Annotated in this window: 18 protein-coding genes; 7 read left to right on the top strand and 11 right to left on the bottom strand. The window is 68.0% G+C overall.

Annotated features, from left to right (window positions below):
* Nucleotides 1-7 precede the first annotated feature (7 nt).
* The 9 genes from HMH01_RS05405 to rpoN all read right to left on the bottom strand — a co-directional run bounded on the left by HMH01_RS05405 (nucleotide 8) and on the right by rpoN (nucleotide 10,653).
* The gene (locus tag HMH01_RS05405) at nucleotides 8-1,366 is read right to left on the bottom strand and encodes an acyclic terpene utilization AtuA family protein (RefSeq protein ID WP_171323207.1); all 1,359 of its coding nucleotides are present in this window, start codon (nucleotides 1,364-1,366) and stop codon (nucleotides 8-10) included.
* Nucleotides 1,367-1,523: 157 nt separating this feature from the next.
* The gene (locus tag HMH01_RS05400; protein ID WP_246237280.1) at nucleotides 1,524-2,522 is read right to left on the bottom strand and encodes a sigma-54 interaction domain-containing protein; all 999 of its coding nucleotides are present in this window, start codon (nucleotides 2,520-2,522) and stop codon (nucleotides 1,524-1,526) included.
* Nucleotides 2,523-2,537: 15 nt separating this feature from the next.
* The gene (locus HMH01_RS05395) at nucleotides 2,538-3,635 is read right to left on the bottom strand and encodes a C45 family autoproteolytic acyltransferase/hydrolase (protein ID WP_171323205.1); all 1,098 of its coding nucleotides are present in this window, start codon (nucleotides 3,633-3,635) and stop codon (nucleotides 2,538-2,540) included.
* Nucleotides 3,632-4,651, bottom strand: a complete 1,020-nt coding sequence (locus tag HMH01_RS05390; protein WP_171323203.1) for an ABC transporter ATP-binding protein — start codon at nucleotides 4,649-4,651, stop codon at nucleotides 3,632-3,634. Before HMH01_RS05390 ends, HMH01_RS05395 begins: the two co-directional genes overlap by 4 nt.
* Nucleotides 4,648-5,649, bottom strand: a complete 1,002-nt coding sequence (locus HMH01_RS05385; protein ID WP_171323201.1) for an ABC transporter ATP-binding protein — start codon at nucleotides 5,647-5,649, stop codon at nucleotides 4,648-4,650. Before HMH01_RS05385 ends, HMH01_RS05390 begins: the two co-directional genes overlap by 4 nt.
* The gene (locus tag HMH01_RS17995; RefSeq protein ID WP_171323199.1) at nucleotides 5,646-6,539 is read right to left on the bottom strand and encodes an ABC transporter permease subunit; all 894 of its coding nucleotides are present in this window, start codon (nucleotides 6,537-6,539) and stop codon (nucleotides 5,646-5,648) included. Before HMH01_RS17995 ends, HMH01_RS05385 begins: the two co-directional genes overlap by 4 nt.
* Nucleotides 6,536-7,543: an ABC transporter permease gene (locus tag HMH01_RS05375; RefSeq protein ID WP_171323197.1), complete on the bottom strand. Its 1,008-nt coding sequence runs from the start codon at nucleotides 7,541-7,543 to the stop codon at nucleotides 6,536-6,538. Before HMH01_RS05375 ends, HMH01_RS17995 begins: the two co-directional genes overlap by 4 nt.
* A 31-nt stretch (nucleotides 7,544-7,574) precedes the next feature.
* Nucleotides 7,575-9,110, bottom strand: coding sequence for an ABC transporter substrate-binding protein (locus HMH01_RS05370; RefSeq protein WP_171323195.1), 1,536 nt, complete (start codon nucleotides 9,108-9,110; stop codon nucleotides 7,575-7,577).
* Nucleotides 9,111-9,345: 235 nt separating this feature from the next.
* Nucleotides 9,346-10,653, bottom strand: a complete 1,308-nt coding sequence (gene rpoN, locus HMH01_RS05365; RefSeq protein WP_343035144.1) for an RNA polymerase factor sigma-54 — start codon at nucleotides 10,651-10,653, stop codon at nucleotides 9,346-9,348.
* Nucleotides 10,654-10,788: 135 nt separating this feature from the next.
* Between rpoN and aroQ the strand changes: the two genes are divergently transcribed.
* The 7 genes from aroQ to HMH01_RS05330 all read left to right on the top strand — a co-directional run bounded on the left by aroQ (nucleotide 10,789) and on the right by HMH01_RS05330 (nucleotide 16,965).
* Nucleotides 10,789-11,241 carry a type II 3-dehydroquinate dehydratase gene (aroQ, locus tag HMH01_RS05360; protein WP_171323193.1) on the top strand — a complete coding sequence of 151 codons (453 nt, stop codon included), beginning with the start codon at nucleotides 10,789-10,791 and terminating at the stop codon, nucleotides 11,239-11,241.
* On the top strand, nucleotides 11,238-12,020 hold the full coding sequence (locus tag HMH01_RS05355) for an HpcH/HpaI aldolase family protein (RefSeq protein WP_171323191.1): 783 nt from the start codon (nucleotides 11,238-11,240) through the stop codon (nucleotides 12,018-12,020). Before aroQ ends, HMH01_RS05355 begins: the two co-directional genes overlap by 4 nt.
* Before the next feature lie 73 nt (nucleotides 12,021-12,093).
* The gene (gene ftsH / locus HMH01_RS05350) at nucleotides 12,094-13,965 is read left to right on the top strand and encodes an ATP-dependent zinc metalloprotease FtsH (protein WP_171323189.1); all 1,872 of its coding nucleotides are present in this window, start codon (nucleotides 12,094-12,096) and stop codon (nucleotides 13,963-13,965) included.
* Between the two features lie 64 nt (nucleotides 13,966-14,029).
* Nucleotides 14,030-14,962 carry a ribokinase gene (rbsK, locus tag HMH01_RS05345; RefSeq protein ID WP_171323187.1) on the top strand — a complete coding sequence of 311 codons (933 nt, stop codon included), beginning with the start codon at nucleotides 14,030-14,032 and terminating at the stop codon, nucleotides 14,960-14,962.
* A 135-nt stretch (nucleotides 14,963-15,097) separates the two neighbouring features.
* A complete protein-coding gene (locus HMH01_RS05340) occupies nucleotides 15,098-15,388 on the top strand; it encodes an ArsR/SmtB family transcription factor (RefSeq protein ID WP_171323185.1) in 291 nt (96 codons plus the stop codon).
* A gap of 10 nt (nucleotides 15,389-15,398) precedes the next feature.
* Entirely contained in the window at nucleotides 15,399-16,184 is a 786-nt protein-coding gene (locus HMH01_RS05335) for a hydroxypyruvate isomerase family protein (protein WP_171323183.1), read from the top strand.
* A gap of 79 nt (nucleotides 16,185-16,263) precedes the next feature.
* Complete coding sequence (locus HMH01_RS05330) at nucleotides 16,264-16,965, top strand: orotate phosphoribosyltransferase (protein WP_171323181.1); 702 nt, start codon at nucleotides 16,264-16,266, stop codon at nucleotides 16,963-16,965.
* Between the two features lie 6 nt (nucleotides 16,966-16,971).
* Here HMH01_RS05330 and HMH01_RS05325 read toward each other — a convergent pair whose 3' ends face one another.
* Together HMH01_RS05325 and HMH01_RS05320 are read right to left on the bottom strand one after the other, a co-directional pair.
* Complete coding sequence (locus HMH01_RS05325) at nucleotides 16,972-17,871, bottom strand: NAD(P)-dependent oxidoreductase (RefSeq protein ID WP_171323179.1); 900 nt, start codon at nucleotides 17,869-17,871, stop codon at nucleotides 16,972-16,974.
* Between the two features lie 162 nt (nucleotides 17,872-18,033).
* Nucleotides 18,034-18,336: a DUF6280 family protein gene (locus HMH01_RS05320; RefSeq protein ID WP_171323178.1), complete on the bottom strand. Its 303-nt coding sequence runs from the start codon at nucleotides 18,334-18,336 to the stop codon at nucleotides 18,034-18,036.
* Nucleotides 18,337-18,442 lie beyond the last annotated feature (106 nt).

Genomic DNA, 18,442 nt, shown 5'->3' with positions numbered 1-18,442 from the left:
GGCATCCTCAGCCGATGGTGGCGGTGTGGGTCGGGAACAGCTCCAGCGGGTCGTCCACGGCCATGGTGTGGTTCAGCGTCCAGGTATAGGCCGGGCTTGCGTGCATCACCTCGTCCAGCACGAAGGAGACACCGCCCGCGGTGCCCTTCACGTCGGGCAGCCGCGCGTAGAACAGCTGGCGGGTGCCGGTCATGCAGACTTCCTCGGCCATCTCGACGGTGGGGGCGATGCCCTGCACCACGATGCAAAGCTCGTGCGCGGGCCGGTCCTTCAGCGGTTCCATGTCGCCCATGATGCCGTTGCGGCCGAAGACGTTGTAGTGCAGCTCCCAGCCATCGGTGCCGAAGCGTTCCTCGGTCTGGGCGCGGGCCCAGGCGATGACCTCGTCCACATGGGCGATCGTATAGGGATCGCGGATGCCGGCCATGCCGACAAAGCGCTCGCCAACCTTGCCCGATCCTTCCAGCTTCACGCGGAATTCCTCCGCGGGCACGAAGTCCATGCCGGTCACGCGGGTCGTCTTTTCCGCCACCTGGTCATAGTGGCAATGCGTCATGTCGAGCATGCCGCCCGCGACGAACTCGTGGAACGGGTTGGAACGTTCGTACATCGCGTGGCCCGCGACCGAGGCGATGGTGCAGCGTTGCTCGGGCGACATGGCGGTCACCTCGACATGCTCGGGCGTGATCTCGCCCATCACCGTCTCCTTGGCGCCGTAGGGTTCGGCGCAGAACGAGGCGCATTCAAGCACCTTGCCCAGGTAGTAGGACTGCGCCTCGGGGTAGCCCTTGTGCAGGGCGGCGGCGGCGAAGATGGCGCTGTCGGAACAACGCCCGCCGATGATGACGTCGCAGCCCTCGTCCAGCAGCTTGAGGAAGGGATGCACGCCGGCCATCGCGACGATGCGGTCGGTGGCGTCAAGCTTGTCCTCGGTCAGGTCGGCACGCGCGTCGAGCCCCTTGATGGGCGAGCCGCCGCGGATCTTTGCGCGCACGAATTCGCGGTCCACCTCGGAATAGAACCAGCCGATCCGGAAGGGGGCCAGCCCCTCCTCGGTGGCAATCTCGCGGATCATCTGGACATACATGTCCACGCGGCTGTTGGTGCCGGTATCCCCGGCCGAGCCGATCATCATGGGCACGCCCAGCTTGCGCGCGGCCAGAAGCATTTCGCGCAGGTCGTGGCGCTGCCAGGCCTTGGGGCTGGCGCAGGTGTCCGAACCCAGCGGCACCGGGCCGATATCGTCGCTGCCGGAATCGGCCGCGATGAAATCGGGTTTCGCGGCCACACCTATATGGAAGCTGCCGGGCTTGAGGGGGGCGAACCCCAGGTGCCCGTTGGGGCAGATGATCTTCAGGGACGACATGGCGGCCTCGGCTTTGTGGATGGTCCTGCCCTCTTCATGCAGGTTCCATGCCAAGCGCTTCGTGCGGCTCAAACCGGTGCAATCGCAGGATTATCGGGCATGGGCGCGTTCCGTGCGCAATCGCGCGCGCAAATCTCACGCAGCCGGTGTGGGGATTTCACGCCTGTTGCAGGCCCAGCTTCATCATCTGGTGGCGCAGGGCGTGGCGGCTGATGCGCAGCGCGGCGGCGGCGTCCTGCAGGCTGCCGCCATGTTCGGTCAGCACCCGGGTCAGAAGCTTGCGCTGGAAATCCGCAGTCGCCTCGTGAAAGCCGGTGATCCGGTCGTCGGGCAACGGACCGCCCGCCGCCGGCGCCTCGATCCCGGCGCGGACCATGCGGATGATCCGGTCGGGCAGATGCCGGGGCAGGATCACCTCGTCATCCTCGAGGATGAAGATCCGCTCGAGCAGGTTCTCGAGTTCGCGCACATTGCCCGGCCAGTGATAGCGGCGGAAGATGTCGGCCGTCTCGTCGGCAAGCCCGGTGATGCTGCGGCCGTAGACGCGGTTGTAGCGGTCGATGAAATGCCGCGCGAGGATCAGCACGTCATCGCCCCGGTCGCGCAGCGCGGGCAGGTTCAGCGCCACGACCTGCAACCGGTAATACAGATCCTCGCGGAAATGGCCGGCCTTCACCTCGGACAGAAGCACCTTGTTGGTGGCGGCGATGAAGCGCACGTCGACGGCGGTGGATCTGACCGCGCCCACCCGGCGGAACTGCTGGGTGTCGAGCAGGCTGAGCAGCTTGGCCTGAAGCGTCAGGTCCATCTCGCGGATCTCGTCGAGAAAGATGCTGCCGTGATTGGCCGCCTCGATCAGGCCCAGCTTGCGATCCACGGCGCCGGTGAAGGCGCCCTTCTCGTGGCCGAAGAGTTCCGACTCGAGCAGGCTGGCCGGGATCGCGGCGCAGTTGATGTCCATGAATTCGCGCGCCGCACGGGCCGAGTGCCTGTGGATCATCCGGGCGACCAGCCCCTTGCCGGTGCCGGTCTCGCCATAGATCAGCACGGTGCGCGCAGGGCTTTGCGCGACCTTCGCCACCAGCCGTTTCAGGCCTGCGATGCTGGGGTGGTCGCCCACCAGTTCGTTCTTGTAGTCCGCCATCCCGTCCCGCATGGCGTCCCCCACGGCTCAGCCCGGCAGCGCGATGCGCCGCCAATCTCCCGCGCAGGGGTTGCCCTCGCTATAGGTCAACGAGGCGAGCCTACACGAATAGATCGCCGAGGAAAGCGTCTGGCTGTCCTCGCTTTCGCCGTGCTGGCAAAGCGGCGCGGCATCCGGCGCGTCCGTGGCGTGGGTGCGCATCAAAGCTGCGGCCGACGCGATATCCCAGTCCCGCCCCGGCAGGCGCCGCGCCAGCAGGTCGCGCCGGGCGTGGGAATTGCCGGCGATCCGGTCGCCCTGGGGCAGAAGCGTGTCCTGCGCCAGCGCCGGGGTGACATAATGGTTGGTGCGGAAGGCGGGCATTGCCGTCTCCACCACCGGGCCGCTGGCGCCCAGTTCGACCGCCGCCACCGCGCCCGTGGCATCGGCCAGCAAGAGCGTGCCGCCTCCGGCGTGGGGCACGCCGCGCAGGAAGGCCAGCGCCTCGGCCACCGTCAGGCAGCGGGAAAGCAGCCGGGTCATCAGGAAATAGCGCAGCCAGCCCACCCGGTGATGGCGCACCGCCACCTGCGTATCGGCCAGCGCCAGCCCCGCGGCATTCATCCCCGAGGAATAGGCCCCCGGGCTGCCAAGGCTGCCAAGGCACAGCATACGCCCGCCGGCGATGCCTGTGCCCTCGTGCAGGACGACACGCTGGATCCCGGTGTGCAGCCCGGAATAGTCGCGGTTCTTGACCACCAGCGGCCCGTCCGGCCCGCCAGACACGGCCCAGGCGCTGCACCCGTCACTCTCGAGGCGTGCGCCGGACTTCAGATCGCGCAGCGTTCCAAGGTGAAGGTGGTCGAACAGATCCTCCACCCTCAGGCCGAAACCCTGCGCGATGCCGGCAAGTTCGGCCATGCCCTCTTGGTCGTGGGTGTCGTGGAAGAGCCGCTGGGCGGCGACATAGGCAGTGGCCTGCGCGTCGAACACCCCTTCGGCGCGCGCAGCCGCGACCCGGCCCAGCGTGGCCGCGCGCACCAGGGCGGGATCGACGGCCCTGTCCGCAGCCTGGCCGAGCCCGCGGGCAAAGGCGTCGCCCCTCAGCACAAGCGGTTCGGCAGGGCGCGGCGCGAAGCCGGTCATGGCGTCGCGGGCTCCAGCAGCGACAGGCGTTCGGCCAGCCGGTGGCAGGAGGCGACATGCCCGGCGCCGACAGTTTCCTGCACGGGCGCATCGATGCGGCAACGGTCGATCGCCAGCGGACAGCGCGTGTGGAACTTGCAGCCCGAGGGCGGGTTCAGGGGCGAAGGCAGATCCCCCTCGAGCCGCACGCGGTCCTTTCTCTCACCGACCCGGTCCACCTCGGGCACCGCGGACATCAGGCTCTGCGTGTAGGGGTGGCGCGGGTTCGACAGCACCTCGTCCACCGGCCCCATCTCGACGATCTCGCCCAGGTACATCACCGCGATCCGGTCGCACAGGTAGCCGATCACCGAGATGTCGTGCGAGATGAAGAGATAGGTCAGCCCCATGTCGCGCTTGAGTTCCAGCAGCAGCTGGATGATCTGCGCCTGGATCGACACGTCCAGCGCCGAGACCGGCTCGTCGCAGACGATGAATTCGGGGTTCGAGATCAGCGCGCGGGCGATGCCGATGCGCTGGCGCTGCCCGCCCGAGAACTGGTGCGGGTAGCGGTCGAGCTGGTTGGCCTTCAGCCCCACCTTCTCGATCATGGCGCCGACCTTGGCGCGCACCTCTTCCTCGGAGTTCGCCAGCCCGTGCAGCTTCAGCGGCAGGCCCACGATCTCGGCCACGGTGCGGCGCGGGTTGAGCGAGGCGTAGGGGTCCTGGAAGATGATCTGCATGCGCCGCCGCATCGCCTTGAGCGCGGGCGCGTCGAGTGCGGTCACGTCGGATCCGTCGAAGGTGACCTTGCCCGCGGTCGGCTCGTGCAGGCGCAGGATCGCGCGCCCGAGGGTCGACTTGCCACAGCCGCTTTCCCCGATCAGGCCGAGGATTTCGCCCTTTTCGACCGACAGGCTGACATCGCTCACGGCGCGCACCGCTACCTCGCGGGCGCCGGTCAGGCGCTGGGCAAGGCTGGGGCGGCTGACATAGTGCTTGGACAGGTGCTCGACCTGTAGCAGCGGCGCGTTCATGCTTGGCCCCCCTCTTCAACCCGGACGCAACGCGCGCGCCGCAAGGGCCCCGCGTCGTGCATCGCGATCGGTCGCAGGCAATCCGGCCCGCGTTCGGCGCAGCGCGAATAGAACCGGCATTGCGGCGGCAGGTCGATCAGGTCCGGCACCTGCCCCTCGATCGGGCGGATCGGCTGGCCACGCAGCGCCAGCCGCGGGATCGAGCCGAGCAGCCCGCGCGTATAGGGGTGCTTCGGGCGCACGATCACGTCGGCCACCGGCCCCTCCTCGACCACCTGGCCCGCATACATGACCATCACCCGGTCGCAATGTTCGGCCACCACGCCCAGGTCGTGGGTGATCAGCACGACGCTCATGCCCAGCTTGGCCCGGATCTCGGTGATCAGTTCCAGCACCTGCGCCTGGATCGTCACGTCCAGCGCGGTGGTGGGCTCGTCCGCGATCAGAAGCTTTGGGCGGCAGGCCAGCGCGATGGCGATCATGATGCGCTGGCGCATCCCGCCCGAGAATTCGTGCGGATATTGCCTGAGCCTGCTTTCGGCCGAGGGGATGCCGACAAGGCCCAGCATCTCGGCCGAGATCTCGCGGATGCGGCGGGCGCGCGCGCCGCGCGAGCGGGGCAGCGACACGTCATGGGCTTCCAGCACCTCCGCAAGCTGCTCGCCCACGGTCAGCGCCGGGTTCAGCGCGGTCAATGCGTCCTGCATCGTCATGGCGATGTCGCGGCCGCGCACCGCGCGCATCTCGCGCCCGGACAGCCGGCGCAGGTCGCGCCCGTCGAACAGGATCTCGCCCGCCTCGATCCTGCCGGGGCTGCGCACCAGACCCATGACAGAGGAAAAGGTCACGCTCTTGCCTGACCCGCTCTCGCCCACGACGCCCAGGCATTCGCCGCGCCGCACTTCCACGTCCACGCCGTCCACGGCGCAGACCCGGCCCGCGCGGGTATCGAACACGGTGCGCAGGCCGCGCACGCTCAGAAGGGGGGCATCGGTCATTCGCTGAACCTCGGGTCGAAGGCGTCGCGCAGGCCCTGGCTTGCGACGTTGATCGCGAGCACGAGGACAAGGATGGCAAGCCCCGGGAATGTGGAAACCCACCACGCCTCGAGGATGAAGGCGCGGCCGTCCGACACCATCGACCCCCAGGACGCCGTGGGCGGCTGCACACCGAGCCCCAGGAACGAGAGCGACGCCTCGAGGATGATCACATGCGCCATCCGGATCGTTGAGACGACGATCACCGGCGACAGGATGTTGGGCAGGATCTCGCGCAGCATGATGTGCCCGCGCGAGGCGCCCAGCGCACGCGCCGCCTCGACATATTCCAGCTCGCGCGTGACCAGCGTCTCGCCGCGCACCACGCGGCAGGGGATCACCCATTCCTTGTAGGCCAGCGCGAGGATGATGTTCAGAAGCCCCGGCCCCATCATCGCCATCAGGCCGATGGCGAAGATCAGGTAGGGAAAGCCCAGCAGGATGTCGACGATGCGCGAGATCACGACATCGACCCAGCCGCGCAGGTACCCGGCGGCAAGTCCCGCCACGATGCCGATGGTGGTGGCGACCAGGATCACCGCCGCGCCGATGAAGATCGAGATGCGGGTGCCGTAGATGATCCGCGACAGGATATCCCGGCCAAGCGCATCGCAGCCCAGCAGGTAGGACCACTCGCCCCCCTCGGCCCAGCCCGGCGGCTGGAGGCGGCGGAACAGGTCCGTCTCGTTCGGGTCGTGGGGCGCGATCAGCGGCGCGAAGATCGCCAGCGCCACGAAGAGCAGCACGACGATGGCGCTGCCCGCCGCCAGCCGGTTGCGGGCGAAGTTACGCAGGTTCTGGCGAAAGATGGATTCGGCCTGCCCGGCGGGGGCGTCGATCGCGATGCTCACAGTTTCACCCTCGGGTTCAGGACGGTGTAGAGGATGTCGGCGAAGAAGTTCAGCAGCACATAGGTGACCGCGTAGAACAGCACCGCCGCCTGCACGAGCGGGTAGTTGCGCAGGAAGATGCTCTCGACCACCAGCCGCCCGAGCCCGGGCCAGCCGAAGACCGTCTCGACGATCATGTTGCCGCCCAGAAGAGAGCCGGTCTCGATCGCGGCGACGGAAACGGTCGGGATCAGCGCGTTCTTCAGGGCATGGCGGAACAGCACCCGACGGCGCGAAAGGCCCTTTGCCTCGGCGAAGGTGACGTAGTCCTGCCGCAACACCTCGAGCATCGAGGTGCGGGTGACGCGCATCAGGATCGCCGTCATCGGCAGGCCCAGCGTCAGCGCCGGCAGGAAGATATGGGACAGCGCCTCGCCAAAGGCGGCCAGGTCGCCGTGCAGCAGCGTGTCGATCAGCAGGAAGCCGGTGATCGTCGGCACTTCATACGAAAAGCCGATCCGCCCCGAGACGGGCAGGATCTGCAGATGCACCGCGAACAGCATCAGCAGAAGGATGCCGAACCAGAAGCCGGGCAGCGACACGCCCAGCAGCGAGCCCACGGTCGCGATCCGGTCGAAGATCGAGTTCTTCCTGATCGCGGCCAGCACGCCCAGCGGGATCGAGGTGGCAAGCGCGATGATCAGCGCGACCAGGCTCAGCTCGATCGTGGCGGGCAGGCGCTCGGCGATGACCTCCGAAACCGGGCGGCGGTGGTAGAAGCTCTGCCCGAAATCGCCCTGCACGGCATTGCCGAGAAAGACGAGGAAACGTTCGTGGACCGGCCGGTCCAGGCCCAGATCCGCGCGCAGCGCCGCCTCCTGTTCGGGCGTGATCGACTGGTCGCCGATCATGATCTGGACCGGATCGCCGGGCGTCAGCGCCATCATCACGAAGACGATCAGGCTGACGCCAAGCAGGACGGGCACAAGCTGGATCAGGCGTTCGAGCAGCTTTCCGAGGCTCATGTCCGTCCCTCCGGTTTGGCGCTGCGCGCGTTCAGTTCACGCAGGCGTCGTGCAGGTTGATGCGGCTGTCGGAACTGGGCTTCCAGCCGGAAAGGCGGTTGGAGACGCCATAGATGTCCTGCGGCACCCAGAGATAGACGTAAGGCAGGTCGCTGTTGATCATCAGTTCCGCCTCGCGGTACATGCCCGCCCGCTTTTCGGCGTCCAGCTCGATCGCGGCCGCATCCAGCAGCGCGTCCAGCTCGGGGTTGGCGTAGCCGGCAGAGTTGCCGCGGTCGTTGGTACGGTGGGTGGGCGTGAAGATGTCGAACGGATCGAGCGAGCCGTTGCCCCAGCTGGTGAAGTACATGTCACCCGACTTGGGCTTGCCCTGGGTGCGCCACTTCTCGGACAGCTGCGCGCCCTCGCCTACCGCGACGGTGGTACGGATCCCCGCCTTGGTCAGCAGCGAGGCGACCGCCTCGGCGGTGTCCTTGAAGGCGCCTTCGACATCCATGGTCACGTCGATGCCATCGGGGAAGCCCGCCTCGGCCAGAAGCGCCTGGGCCTTCTCGGGGTCGTACTCGTGGACCGGCAGCTCGCTGGAGCCGAAGGCGTCGGGCGACAGGATCCCCTCGATCCGCGCGGCATTGCCGCCAAGGATGCGGTCGATGATCAGGTCCTTGTCGATGGCATGCGCCGCCGCCTGGCGAACCAGCGGATCGTCGAAAAGCTCGCCCTGCATGTTCATCGCGATGAAGAAGCTGCGGGTGCCGTTCACGGTCAGGACGTCGGTGTTGGGGTTGTTGCGGACCTGCTCGACCGAGAAGGGCGGCAGTTCGTTGATGATGTCCACGTCACCGGCCAGCAGTGCCGCCACGCGCGACGCGGATTCCGGGATCACCTTGAAGATCACGCGATCGACGCAGGCCGCGCCCACCGGCGGGATCGCATCAGCGCCGCCGTAATAGTCGTCGAAGCGCTCCATGATGATCGCGTCGCCCTTGCGCCACTCGACCAGCTTGAAGGGGCCGGTGCCGTTCACCTCCGTGGCGAGCCCGGCAGAGCCGACCCGCTCGACAAAAGCCTTGGAGACGATCTGCTGGTTGGGCAGCATCGCGGGCAGGATCGGCCAGGGCTCCTTTAGGTTGATGCGCACGGTGCTGGCATCCACGACCTCGACCGACGCGACCGGGCCCATCAGGCCCTGGCGCGGGCTGGTCTGGCCGTCGCCCATCGCGCCCTCGACCGTGATCCGGTCGAGCGTGAATTTCACGTCCTCGGCCGTCATCTCGGTTCCGTCATGGAACTTCACGCCGGAACGGATCTTGAATTCATAGACGGTGGGCGAGACCTGGGTGAACGACTCGGCGATCTCGGGCACCACCTTCATGTCGGGGTCGCGGGTCAGCAGCCCGTCATACATGTTGCGGATGATGGTCTCGGTCTCGCGCTTGCGGTGGTTGGCGGGATCGAGCGTGTCGGCATCCAGCGTGAAGCCGACGGTCAGATCCGCCGCCCCGGCAACCGGCGCCAGCATCGTGACCGCCATGGCAGAGGCCAGAAGCGCATGTTGGAATGTCTTCATCGGTCTTTTCTCCCTGTTGCAGGCGGCTGATAGGATCCGCCCGGATGCCCGGTACAGCCTGGGCAACCAGAACCATGCAAGCCGCGTGCCAAGCGCGCCTTGCGGCAGATCAACCGCAAGAAGGGCCGCATTTCAGGCGGTTGGTGCCGGGGCGGCGCGCATCTCGCGCGGCATGGCCCGCGTTTGCGTGCATTACGCGCAGGGCACGCGCATTTCGCGCATGGCGGCCATGTCCTCAGCGCATGTCCTTTGCCCGCGATCTTCGCCTGGCAGAGCCCTCTATCCCCAGGACCTCGCGGTACTTGGCAACGGTCCGCCGGGCCAGCGTGATCCCTTGCCCGGCGAAATGCGCGGCAATATCGCGGTCCGACAGGGGCGCGGCCGGATCCTCGGCCTGGATGAGCGCCCGGATCGCATCGCGCACGCCCGCGGCAGCCACCCCTTCGGCATTGTCCGCTGAGGGAAGCGCGACGCTGAAGAAACTGCGCAGGCTCAGCGTGCCGCGCGGCGTGGCCATCGACAGCCCCGAGGTGACGCGGCTGACGGTGCTTTCATGCAGTCCCAGCGCATCGGCCAGGTGGCGACGGGTCATCGGTCGCATGTGCGCGGGCCCGTCGACTAGGAACCGCCCCTGCCGCCGGACCAGTTCAGCGCCGACCCGCAGGACCGTCAGGTTGCGCTGCTCGACCGCGCGCTCAAGCCAGCGCGCGCTGTCCAGAAGCCGGCGTTCGTTTTCGGACAGGACGGCGGCGCCAGTGTCATCCTCGCGCAGCCGCACGCAAGGCAGGCCGGAGCCGTCGATCTCCACCGTCCAGTCGCCGCCCTCCCTGCGCGCGATCAGGTCGGGCGGCGCCGGCGGTGGGGCGGGCGCGTCGAAGCGCGCGCCGGGCTTCGGGTCATAGCCACGCAACACGCCCAGCGCGGCCATGATCTCCTCGCGCGAGAGCCCCGTGGCCCGACCCATCGCCGCCAGATCGCCACGTCCGATGAAATCGAGGTGATCCAGCACGGCCGCCAGCGGCTGTGTCATATCCCCGGCATCGAGGGCCTGAAGCCGCAGGCATTCGGCCAGGTCGCGGGCAAACAGCCCCGCCGGTTCGATCTGCTGAAGCCGGGCCAATACCGCCTCGGCCCTGTCGCGCGTGACACCCGCATCCGCCGCGATCGCTGACAGCGGGCGCCCCAGCCAACCAGTCGGCTCCAGCGCCTCGGCGAAATGCAGGGCTGTGCGGCGGTCCGGTCCCTCGGGGAAGGCAAGTCCGATCTCGCGCAGCACATGCGCGATCAGGCTGCCCTCGGGGGCGGCCACGCCATCGGCCGACAGGGCGACGCCGCCGGACGATCCGGGCGCGCGCGGGACCGGCGGGTGCGGCGGCTCCTGCAGCGGGGCCACCTCGAGAAACGGGTTGGTGGCGGCCTGGATACGCAGAAACGCGGCAAGGTCGCGATTGTCGCAGGACAGCATGCCTATGGCCTGGCGCAGCTGCGGTGTCATGCGCAGCGACCGGACCTGCGACAGCTGGAATTGCGGCGCGGCGATCACTCACTCCCCCGTGCAGACAGGGCACAAGACTGCACCAGCGGCCGGCCACGCTCAAGCCCGGCGCAGGAAACGGTTGCCAAGCCCCGGCCTTGCCGCGCAATAACAGGCTTGCGCAGCGACCGAGGACCACCCGCGATGAGCCAGCTGATCCGCCTTCTGAACGGCCCGAACCTGAACCTTCTGGGGCAGCGCCAACCCGAGATCTATGGCCGTGACACGCTGGCCGATGTCGAGGCGGGCTGCCGCGATCTGGCCGGCCGCTTCGGGCTCGAGCTTCGGGCAGACCAGTCGAACCACGAGGGCCAGCTGGTGGACTGGATCCAGCAGGCCCGCGCAGATGCGGCGGGCATCATCATCAATCCAGGCGCCTACAGCCACACATCCGTGGCCATACTCGATGCGCTCAACGCCTTCGAGGGCATCGTGCTTGAGGTGCATGTCTCCAACATCCACAAGCGCGAGAGTTTCCGCCACCACTCCTACGTCTCGCTTCGGGCGGATGGGGTGATCGCGGGCTTCGGGATCCAGGGCTATGCGCTGGCGATGCGTCGCATGGCAAGCCTGCTGGGCAAGGGGGATGCAGCATGAACCTGCCGGAAAACCGCTTCAAGGCGCGGCTGCGTGCCGGTATCCAGCAGATCGGCGTCTGGAACGGCATCCCCGGGCCCCATGTCGCCGAGATGCTGGCGGCATCCGGCTTCGACTGGATCGTGGTCGATACCGAACATGCCCCGGCCGAGTTGTCGGACGCGCTGCCCGCGCTTCAGGCCATCGCCGCATACCCCGAAAGCGCGGCGCTGGTGCGCCCGGCGTGGAACGATCCGGTGCTGATCAAGCGGGCGCTCGACCTGGGCGCGCAGACGCTGATGGTGCCGATGGTCCAGTCCCCCGCCGAGGCCGAGGCCGCGGCGCGCGCCATGCGCTACCCGCCGCGCGGCATCCGCGGCGTGGCAGGCCTGCACCGCGCCAGCCGTTACGGCATGGTCGCGGACTACATCACCCGCGCCGAGGAGCAGCTTTGCCTGATCGTCCAGATCGAGACGCCTGAGGCGCTGGACCGGCTGGAAGAGATCGCCGCGGTCGACGGCGTGGACGGGGTGTTCTTCGGGCCTGCCGACCTGTCGGCCAACATGGGCCACCCCGGAAACCAGTTCCACCCCGAGGTGGTCGCCGCGATCGAGGGCGGCATCGCGCGGCTCAGCGCGATGGGTGTGCCCGCGGGCATCCTGACGCTGGACGAGGCATTTGCCCGCCGCTGCATGGAACTCGGCACGCTCTTCACCGCGGTTGGCGTGGATTTCGGTCTTCTGACAGGCGCGGCCCACGCCGCCGTCACGCGCTTCGGCCCGGATCGTCACGTCCCTTGATCCGGATCAAGGGCCGATCGGGGCCAGGGGCGCAGAGTGCGGGAAATCGCCCCTGACGCGTCCGAAAGAGGACATGGCCCCGGCATCGAAGCAACAGGACGACCCGCCACAGAAACTGCCACCAAACGCCGTCTGGCTTGCGGCGGCGGCCTTCCTGATGCTTGTCGCGCTGATGTCTTCATGGGGCGCGAGGGACGTTGGCACCACGGACGTGTCCTACACCGAGATCAAGGCCGCCATCGCGGCCGGCGGAGTGGAAGGCGCCCTGCTGGCCCCTGACGCGATCACCCTGATGCTGGAGACACCCCGCGCCGACGGCAGCACGCTGCTTCGCGCGGTCACGCCCGCCCAGGGCGACCCGGAGCTTCTGCCCCTGCTGGAGCGAAGCGGCATCGACGTCACCGCGGAACAGCCGCCCGAAGCATCGATCCTTGCCTACATGCTGCCCTGGGTCGTGGTCCTTGGCGTCTATCTCTGGCTGCAACGACGGATGATGGGCAACATCACCGGCGGCATGGGCGCGGGCGGGCCGGCCGGACTGTTCAAGGGCCGTTTCATGGAGCCGCAGAAGCCCTCGCGCCGCATCACCTTCGCCGATGTGGCAGGCCAGGACCAGGCCAAGCGCGAGGTGGCCGAGCTTGTGGACTTCCTGCGCGAGCCCGAGCGGTTCCAGAAGGTGGGCGCCGAGGTGCCGCATGGCGTGCTGCTGGTGGGCCCGCCGGGTACCGGGAAGACCATGCTTGCCAAGGCGCTGGCCGGCGAGGCGGACGTGCCTTTCTTCTCGACTTCCGGCTCGGAGTTCATCGAGGTCTTCGTCGGCGTCGGCGCGGGGCGCGTGCGACGGATGTTCGAGGCGGCGCGCAAGGCCGCGCCGTCGATCATCTTCATCGACGAGCTGGACAGCATCGGGCGGGTCCGTGGCACCGGACTTGGCGGCGGCCATGACGAGCGGGAGCAGACGCTGAACCAGATCCTTGCGGAACTGGACGGCTTCGGCGGGCGCGAGGCGGTGGTCGTGCTGGCCGCGACCAACCGACCCGACGTGCTCGACCCGGCGCTGCTGCGCCCCGGCCGCTTCGATCGCCACGTCACGCTGGAGTTGCCCGACCGCACCGCGCGGCGCCGGATCCTCGACATCCATGCGAGGAACCTGCCCCTGCGCGCCATGGACGATCTGGACCTGATCGCCGCCGGAACACCGGGCTTTTCCGGCGCCGACCTGAAGAACCTGCTGAACGAGGCCGCCATCGGCGCGGCACGGCGCAACGCGGCCGAGATCCTGCGCACCGACCTGGAGGAAGCGCGCGACAAGGTGATGATGGGAACCGTGCGCACGCTGGCGATCCAGCCGGACGAGCGGCACAGGCTGGCCGTGCACGAGGCGGGCCATGCGACGGTGACCCTGTTCATCCCCGAGGCGGACCCGCTCTACAAGGTCACCATCATCCCGCGCGGCCGCAGCCTGGGCGGCACGCACATGCTGCCGCAGACCGAGCGGCATACCCTGCCCGAAGGGTACCTGTGCGGCCAGCTTGCGGTGCTGCTCGCGGGGCGCGCGGCCGAGCGGCTCCTGCTGGGTTCCGCCTCGAGCGGGGCGGATGACGACATCAGGCGGGCGACGGAGCTTGCCCGTTCCATGATCGCCCGCTGGGGCATGTCCGAGACGTTGGGGCCGATCGACCTGCGCGAGGAAGAGAACCACCCTTTCCTCGGCCGCTCCATCGCAGAGCCCCGCAGCCATGCCGATCAGACCGCAGCCGCGGTGGACCGCGAGGTGATCGCCCTGCTCCAGCAGGCCGACGCCACCGCGACCGAGATCCTTTCGGCCCACCGCCAGCAGGTCGAGGCGCTGGCGCAAGGGCTGGAGCGGGAAGAAACGCTCGACGCGGACAGGGTCGCCCAGATGCTTGGCGTGCCGCCTTCCGGCAGGGCGCTTCCGGGCTGAGCGCGCGACTTGCCGCTGCACCGGTCCACGCCTATCGTCCGGCCAACACTCAGGAGGCAGGACAATGCAGGACAGGGCCCGGACCGGATCCATCGTCATTCTCGGCATCTTCGTCGCGGACACGGCGTTCCGCGCCGCCCGTCAGCCGCGCATGGGAGAGACGATCCTCGGCAGCGGCTTCGCCCTCGGCCCGGGCGGCAAGGGATCGAACCAGGCAGTGGCGGCGGCGCGCGCCGGGGGCGAGGTGCATTTCATCACGCGCATCGGGCCCGACGCCTTTGGCGACATGGCGCTGCGCACCTGGGAAGATGCGGGCGTCACCGCCCACGCGATCCGCGCGCCGCGCAGCACCACGGGCGCCGCCTGCATCTTTCTCGACGAGAAGACGGGCGACAACGCAATCATCGTCTATCCGGGCGCTGCCGGGCAGATCGTGCCTGCCGATCTGGACGCGCAGGCCACGCTCATCGGCGGTGCCGCGGTGTTCGTGACCCAGCTGGAGCAGCCGATGGACGCGGCGATGCGTGGCCTGCGCCTTGCGCGGGAGAGTGGCGCGCGGACGATCCTCAACCCGGCGCCTGCGGCCCCCCTGCCCGATGGGATGCTCGCGCTCTGCGACTTCGTCACCCCGAACGAAAGCGAGGCTGAGGCGCTGACCGGAATGCCCGTGCGCACGACCCAGGACGCCGCGCGCGCCGCACGCAGGCTGCGCGAGATGGGGGCGCGGGCGGCCATCGTCACGCTGGGGGAAAAGGGCGCGCTTTATGATGACGGGCTGCGCAGCGTCCATGTTCCCGCGTTCGACGCGGGTGCGGTCGTCGATACCACCGGGGCGGGCGATGCCTTCAACGGCGGCTTCGCCACCGCCCTGGCCAATGGCGCCGACCCGGTCGAGGCCGTCCGTTTCGGCTGCGCGACCGCGGCCGTTTCGGTCACGCGACCCGGCGCCGCCGAAGCAATGCCGAATATTGGCGAGATCAGGTCGATTCTTGAATGACTCGACGAGAACTCTGGAATTCCGGTCGCGCAGGACATAGATTGGAGGGAGTAAGACAAAAGATATTTTCAACCCGGAGTGGATTTGGTGATTTCCCGGCAATCGCAGCACTACAGATGCACTGTCCTCGACGACATGAAGGAAAATTCAGTCATCGCCTGCGACCTGTTGAAGGCAATCGCGCAGGAGACGCGCCTCCTTATCCTGTGTTCGCTGCTGCCGGGGGAACGGACCGTATCGGATATCGAGCAGGAACTGGGGATGCGGCAGGCCGCGGTATCGCAGCAGCTGTCCCGCCTGCGTCTTCAGGGCATCGTTTCCTCGCGCCGCGACGGAAAGACCGTGTATTACAGGCTGGAGGATCCGCGAACCGAGCAGATCCTGCGCACGCTGCACGGGATCTTCTGCACGGAGCCGAAATCCTGACATCGCGGCCATGACCGGGGAACGCTTGTCGTTCTCGGCCAATCTCGGCTTCCTGTGGACCGACCTTCGGCTGCCCGAGCGGGTTGTCGCCGCGAAACGGGCGGGGTTTGACGCGGTCGAGTGCCATTTCCCCTACGACACCGACATTGCCGATCTTCGCGCCGCCCTGCGCGACACCGGGCTGCCGATGCTGAGCCTGAACACCCGCCCCGGCGATCCGGCTGCGGGCGAGTTCGGGCTGGCCGCACTGCCCGGGCGCGCGGCAGAGGCGCAGGCGGCGATGGACGAGGCGATGGAGTATGCCGCCGCGATCGGCTGCGGCATGGTGCATGTGATGGCCGGCAGGACGCCCGACATCGGCGACGCGGACCGGGTCTTTCGCGACAACCTGTGCCACGCCTGCAAGCTGGCCAAACCGCACGACATCCGCATCCTGATCGAGCCGATCAACCGGATAGACGTTCCGGGCTATCACCTTCACCGGCTGGAAGACGCCGCGACCCTTGTCGGGGAACTCGGCGATGACGCGCTGCGCATCATGTTCGACTGCTACCACATGCAGCGCGGCGGCGGCGATCTGCTGCGGCGGTTCATCCGCCATGCGGCGATGATCGGTCACGTCCAGTTCGCAGGCGTGCCCGACCGTGGCGAGCCGGACCGCGGAGAGGTGGCCTATCCCTGGTTGCTGAAGGCGTTTCGCCAGGCCGGCTATCGCGGCGCCTTCGGGGCCGAGTACCGGCCATCCGCCGGCGTCGAGCAGGGGCTGGGCTGGCTGGATGCCTTTCGCCGCGCCTGATCACGGCGCAGGCGCAAACTTGGCCTTGCGGAACCGGGCCCGGCGACCTTAACAGAGGCCAAGCTCAGAGGGGACCCAGATGTACGCCAACACCTTTCCAGATCGCGCCGAAATGGCAAAGCTCACCGCCCGGATGCTGTGGGAAGTGCAGGCCGTCCATTTCCGCCCCGAGGAGCCCTATATCTTCACGTCGGGGCTGGCGAGCCCGGTCTATATCGACTGCCGCAAGCTGATCTCCTATCCCAGGATCCGCTCGGCCCTGATGGATTTCCTCGTGGCCACGCTGAACCGGAACGCCGGCTTCGAGCAGTTCGACGCCGTGGCCGGCGGCGAGACGGCGGGCATTCCCTTTGCGGCCTGGATCGCGGACCGCATGGGCCTGCCGATGCAGTATGTCCGCAAGAAGCCCAAGGGCTTCGGGCGCAATGCCCAGATCGAGGGCGTGATCGCCGAGGGCCAGCGGGTGCTGCTGGTCGAGGACCTGGCCACCGATGGCGGCTCGAAGCTTCGCTTCGCCGAGGCGATCCGTGCCACCGGGGCGACCTGCGCGCATAGTTGCGTCGTTTTCTACTACGACATTTTCAAGGGCGGGATGGACACGCTGGCCGAGAACGGGCTGCATCTGCATTATCTTGCGACCTGGTGGGACGTGCTTGCCGCCGCCCGCGAGGACAGGTTGTTCGATGCGGCGACCATATCGCAGGTCGAGGAATTCCTGCATGCCCCGCTCGACTGGTCGGCCGCCCATGGCGGGCGCTACGTCGATCCGGCCAAGGGCTGAGCCCCGTCAGCCGTCGGTATCCCGACTTTCGCCCGGCAGCGTAACGCCGGCGCGCCGAGCGATGATCCGGGCCACGGCGGCATCGGCCATCGAACCGAAGCCGGCGTCCTGCGCCTCGGACAACAGGGCGAGGGCGGCCTCGGTCAGGGGCATCTCATAGCCCGCCGCCTCTTTCGCAATGCCCAGGTCCTTGGCCAGTACGTCCACCGGCGTGATTGGCGTGTAATCTCCCTCGGCGACCTGCGGCGCGCGGCTGCGGAACATCTCGGACGCACCGGAACTTTCGCCGATCACCTCGATCACCTGCGCGGGCTCCAGCCCCTCGCGCATCGCAAGCACCAGCGCCTCGGCCATGGCGGCGACATGGGCCCCGGCCAGAAGCTGGTTCACCATCTTCATGCGTGCCGCGGTTCCGGGCTTGCTGCCCAGACGGAAGATCCGCGCGGCAATGGCATCGAGCGCGGGCGCCGCCTTGTCGAAGGCTGCATCCGGCCCGGAGGCGAGCACCGTCAACTCCCCGCTTTCGGCACGGGCGGCACCCCCGGTGACAGGGGCATCGATCACGGCCATCCCGGCAGCGGTCAGATCGGCCGCAATCGTTTCCACCTCGGCCGGCGACATGGTGGCGTTGAGCAGAAAGACCGTCCCCAGATCCGCCGCCGAGACCGCACCCCGGCTTCCGAAAAGCACGCTCTTGGCCTGCTGCGCGTTCAGCACGAAGACGAGCACGACCTTGGATCCCGGCACCGCCTCGGCCGGTGTCGGGAAGGCGTTGCCGCCCCGGTCGCGAAACCGCTCCAGTGTTTCCTCGACCAGATCGCAGCCCGTCGTCTCGATCCCGGCGCGCAGCAGGGACACCGCGGCGCCCCAGCCCATATGCCCAAGTCCGATCACCGTCGCCTTCATCGCAAACCTCCCCGCTGCCCGGCTACGGGCCGCGTTTCGCAATCCGGCCTGCAGCATGTCCGCTGAAGCGCCTTGCGTCCAGTGCAGAGCTTTCGTCCCCCGAAACGAGAAAGCCCCGGCCAATGGCCGGGGCCTTTCGTTCTCGGACCGGGAGGTACGCGCTCAGGCGGCGGCGCGACGCTCGCTTTCCTCGCGGCTGAGGGCGACCGAGGTGCGCACGCCCTTGGCGACGAACGCCATCAGGCCCTGCACCGCACGCTCGTTCGGGTCGATACCGGCACAGCTCAAGACTTCGCGGCCATCGCGCGACCGCGCCCAGCGGGCAATCACTTCCTGGCCGTTGCCATACTTCTTGTCGTCCGCAATCGCATCATCCAGAGCGGCCAGCACAACGGCGGCAAACAGCTTCTGGGCGCGGCGGCCCTGGTCATTGGAAAAAGCGGTCGAGTCAACGTAATCGAACATCACGCTTCCTTTGAGTGTCACTGCATGTCGTTTGCGGCGCAATATGACGTTTTTTTGACCTGTGGGTATACCATTTCCCGCAAGTCTGTCATGCGTCTATTGCAAT

Origin of the sequence: Halovulum dunhuangense (genome assembly GCF_013093415.1) — a bacterium.
Taxonomy (GTDB): domain Bacteria; phylum Pseudomonadota; class Alphaproteobacteria; order Rhodobacterales; family Rhodobacteraceae; genus Halovulum; species Halovulum dunhuangense.
This window is presented reverse-complemented; position numbering and strand designations above follow the sequence as displayed.

Bases quoted from the DNA above. Each gene is read 5' to 3' on its own strand.
- HMH01_RS05405 (WP_171323207.1), bottom strand. From the start codon at position 1,366: ATGTCGTCCCTGAAGATCATCTGCCCCAACGGGCACCTGGGGTTCGCC.
- HMH01_RS05400 (WP_246237280.1), bottom strand. From the start codon at position 2,522: ATGCGGGACGGGATGGCGGACTACAAGAACGAACTGGTGGGCGACCAC.
- HMH01_RS05395 (WP_171323205.1), bottom strand. From the start codon at position 3,635: ATGACCGGCTTCGCGCCGCGCCCTGCCGAACCGCTTGTGCTGAGGGGC.
- HMH01_RS05390 (WP_171323203.1), bottom strand. From the start codon at position 4,651: ATGAACGCGCCGCTGCTACAGGTCGAGCACCTGTCCAAGCACTATGTC.
- HMH01_RS05385 (WP_171323201.1), bottom strand. From the start codon at position 5,649: ATGACCGATGCCCCCCTTCTGAGCGTGCGCGGCCTGCGCACCGTGTTC.
- HMH01_RS05375 (WP_171323197.1), bottom strand. From the start codon at position 7,543: ATGAGCCTCGGAAAGCTGCTCGAACGCCTGATCCAGCTTGTGCCCGTC.
- HMH01_RS05370 (WP_171323195.1), bottom strand. From the start codon at position 9,110: ATGAAGACATTCCAACATGCGCTTCTGGCCTCTGCCATGGCGGTCACG.
- aroQ (WP_171323193.1), top strand. From the start codon at position 10,789: ATGAGCCAGCTGATCCGCCTTCTGAACGGCCCGAACCTGAACCTTCTG.
- HMH01_RS05355 (WP_171323191.1), top strand. From the start codon at position 11,238: ATGAACCTGCCGGAAAACCGCTTCAAGGCGCGGCTGCGTGCCGGTATC.
- ftsH (WP_171323189.1), top strand. From the start codon at position 12,094: ATGGCCCCGGCATCGAAGCAACAGGACGACCCGCCACAGAAACTGCCA.
- rbsK (WP_171323187.1), top strand. From the start codon at position 14,030: ATGCAGGACAGGGCCCGGACCGGATCCATCGTCATTCTCGGCATCTTC.
- HMH01_RS05340 (WP_171323185.1), top strand. From the start codon at position 15,098: ATGAAGGAAAATTCAGTCATCGCCTGCGACCTGTTGAAGGCAATCGCG.
- HMH01_RS05335 (WP_171323183.1), top strand. From the start codon at position 15,399: ATGACCGGGGAACGCTTGTCGTTCTCGGCCAATCTCGGCTTCCTGTGG.
- HMH01_RS05330 (WP_171323181.1), top strand. From the start codon at position 16,264: ATGTACGCCAACACCTTTCCAGATCGCGCCGAAATGGCAAAGCTCACC.
- HMH01_RS05325 (WP_171323179.1), bottom strand. From the start codon at position 17,871: ATGAAGGCGACGGTGATCGGACTTGGGCATATGGGCTGGGGCGCCGCG.
- HMH01_RS05320 (WP_171323178.1), bottom strand. From the start codon at position 18,336: ATGTTCGATTACGTTGACTCGACCGCTTTTTCCAATGACCAGGGCCGC.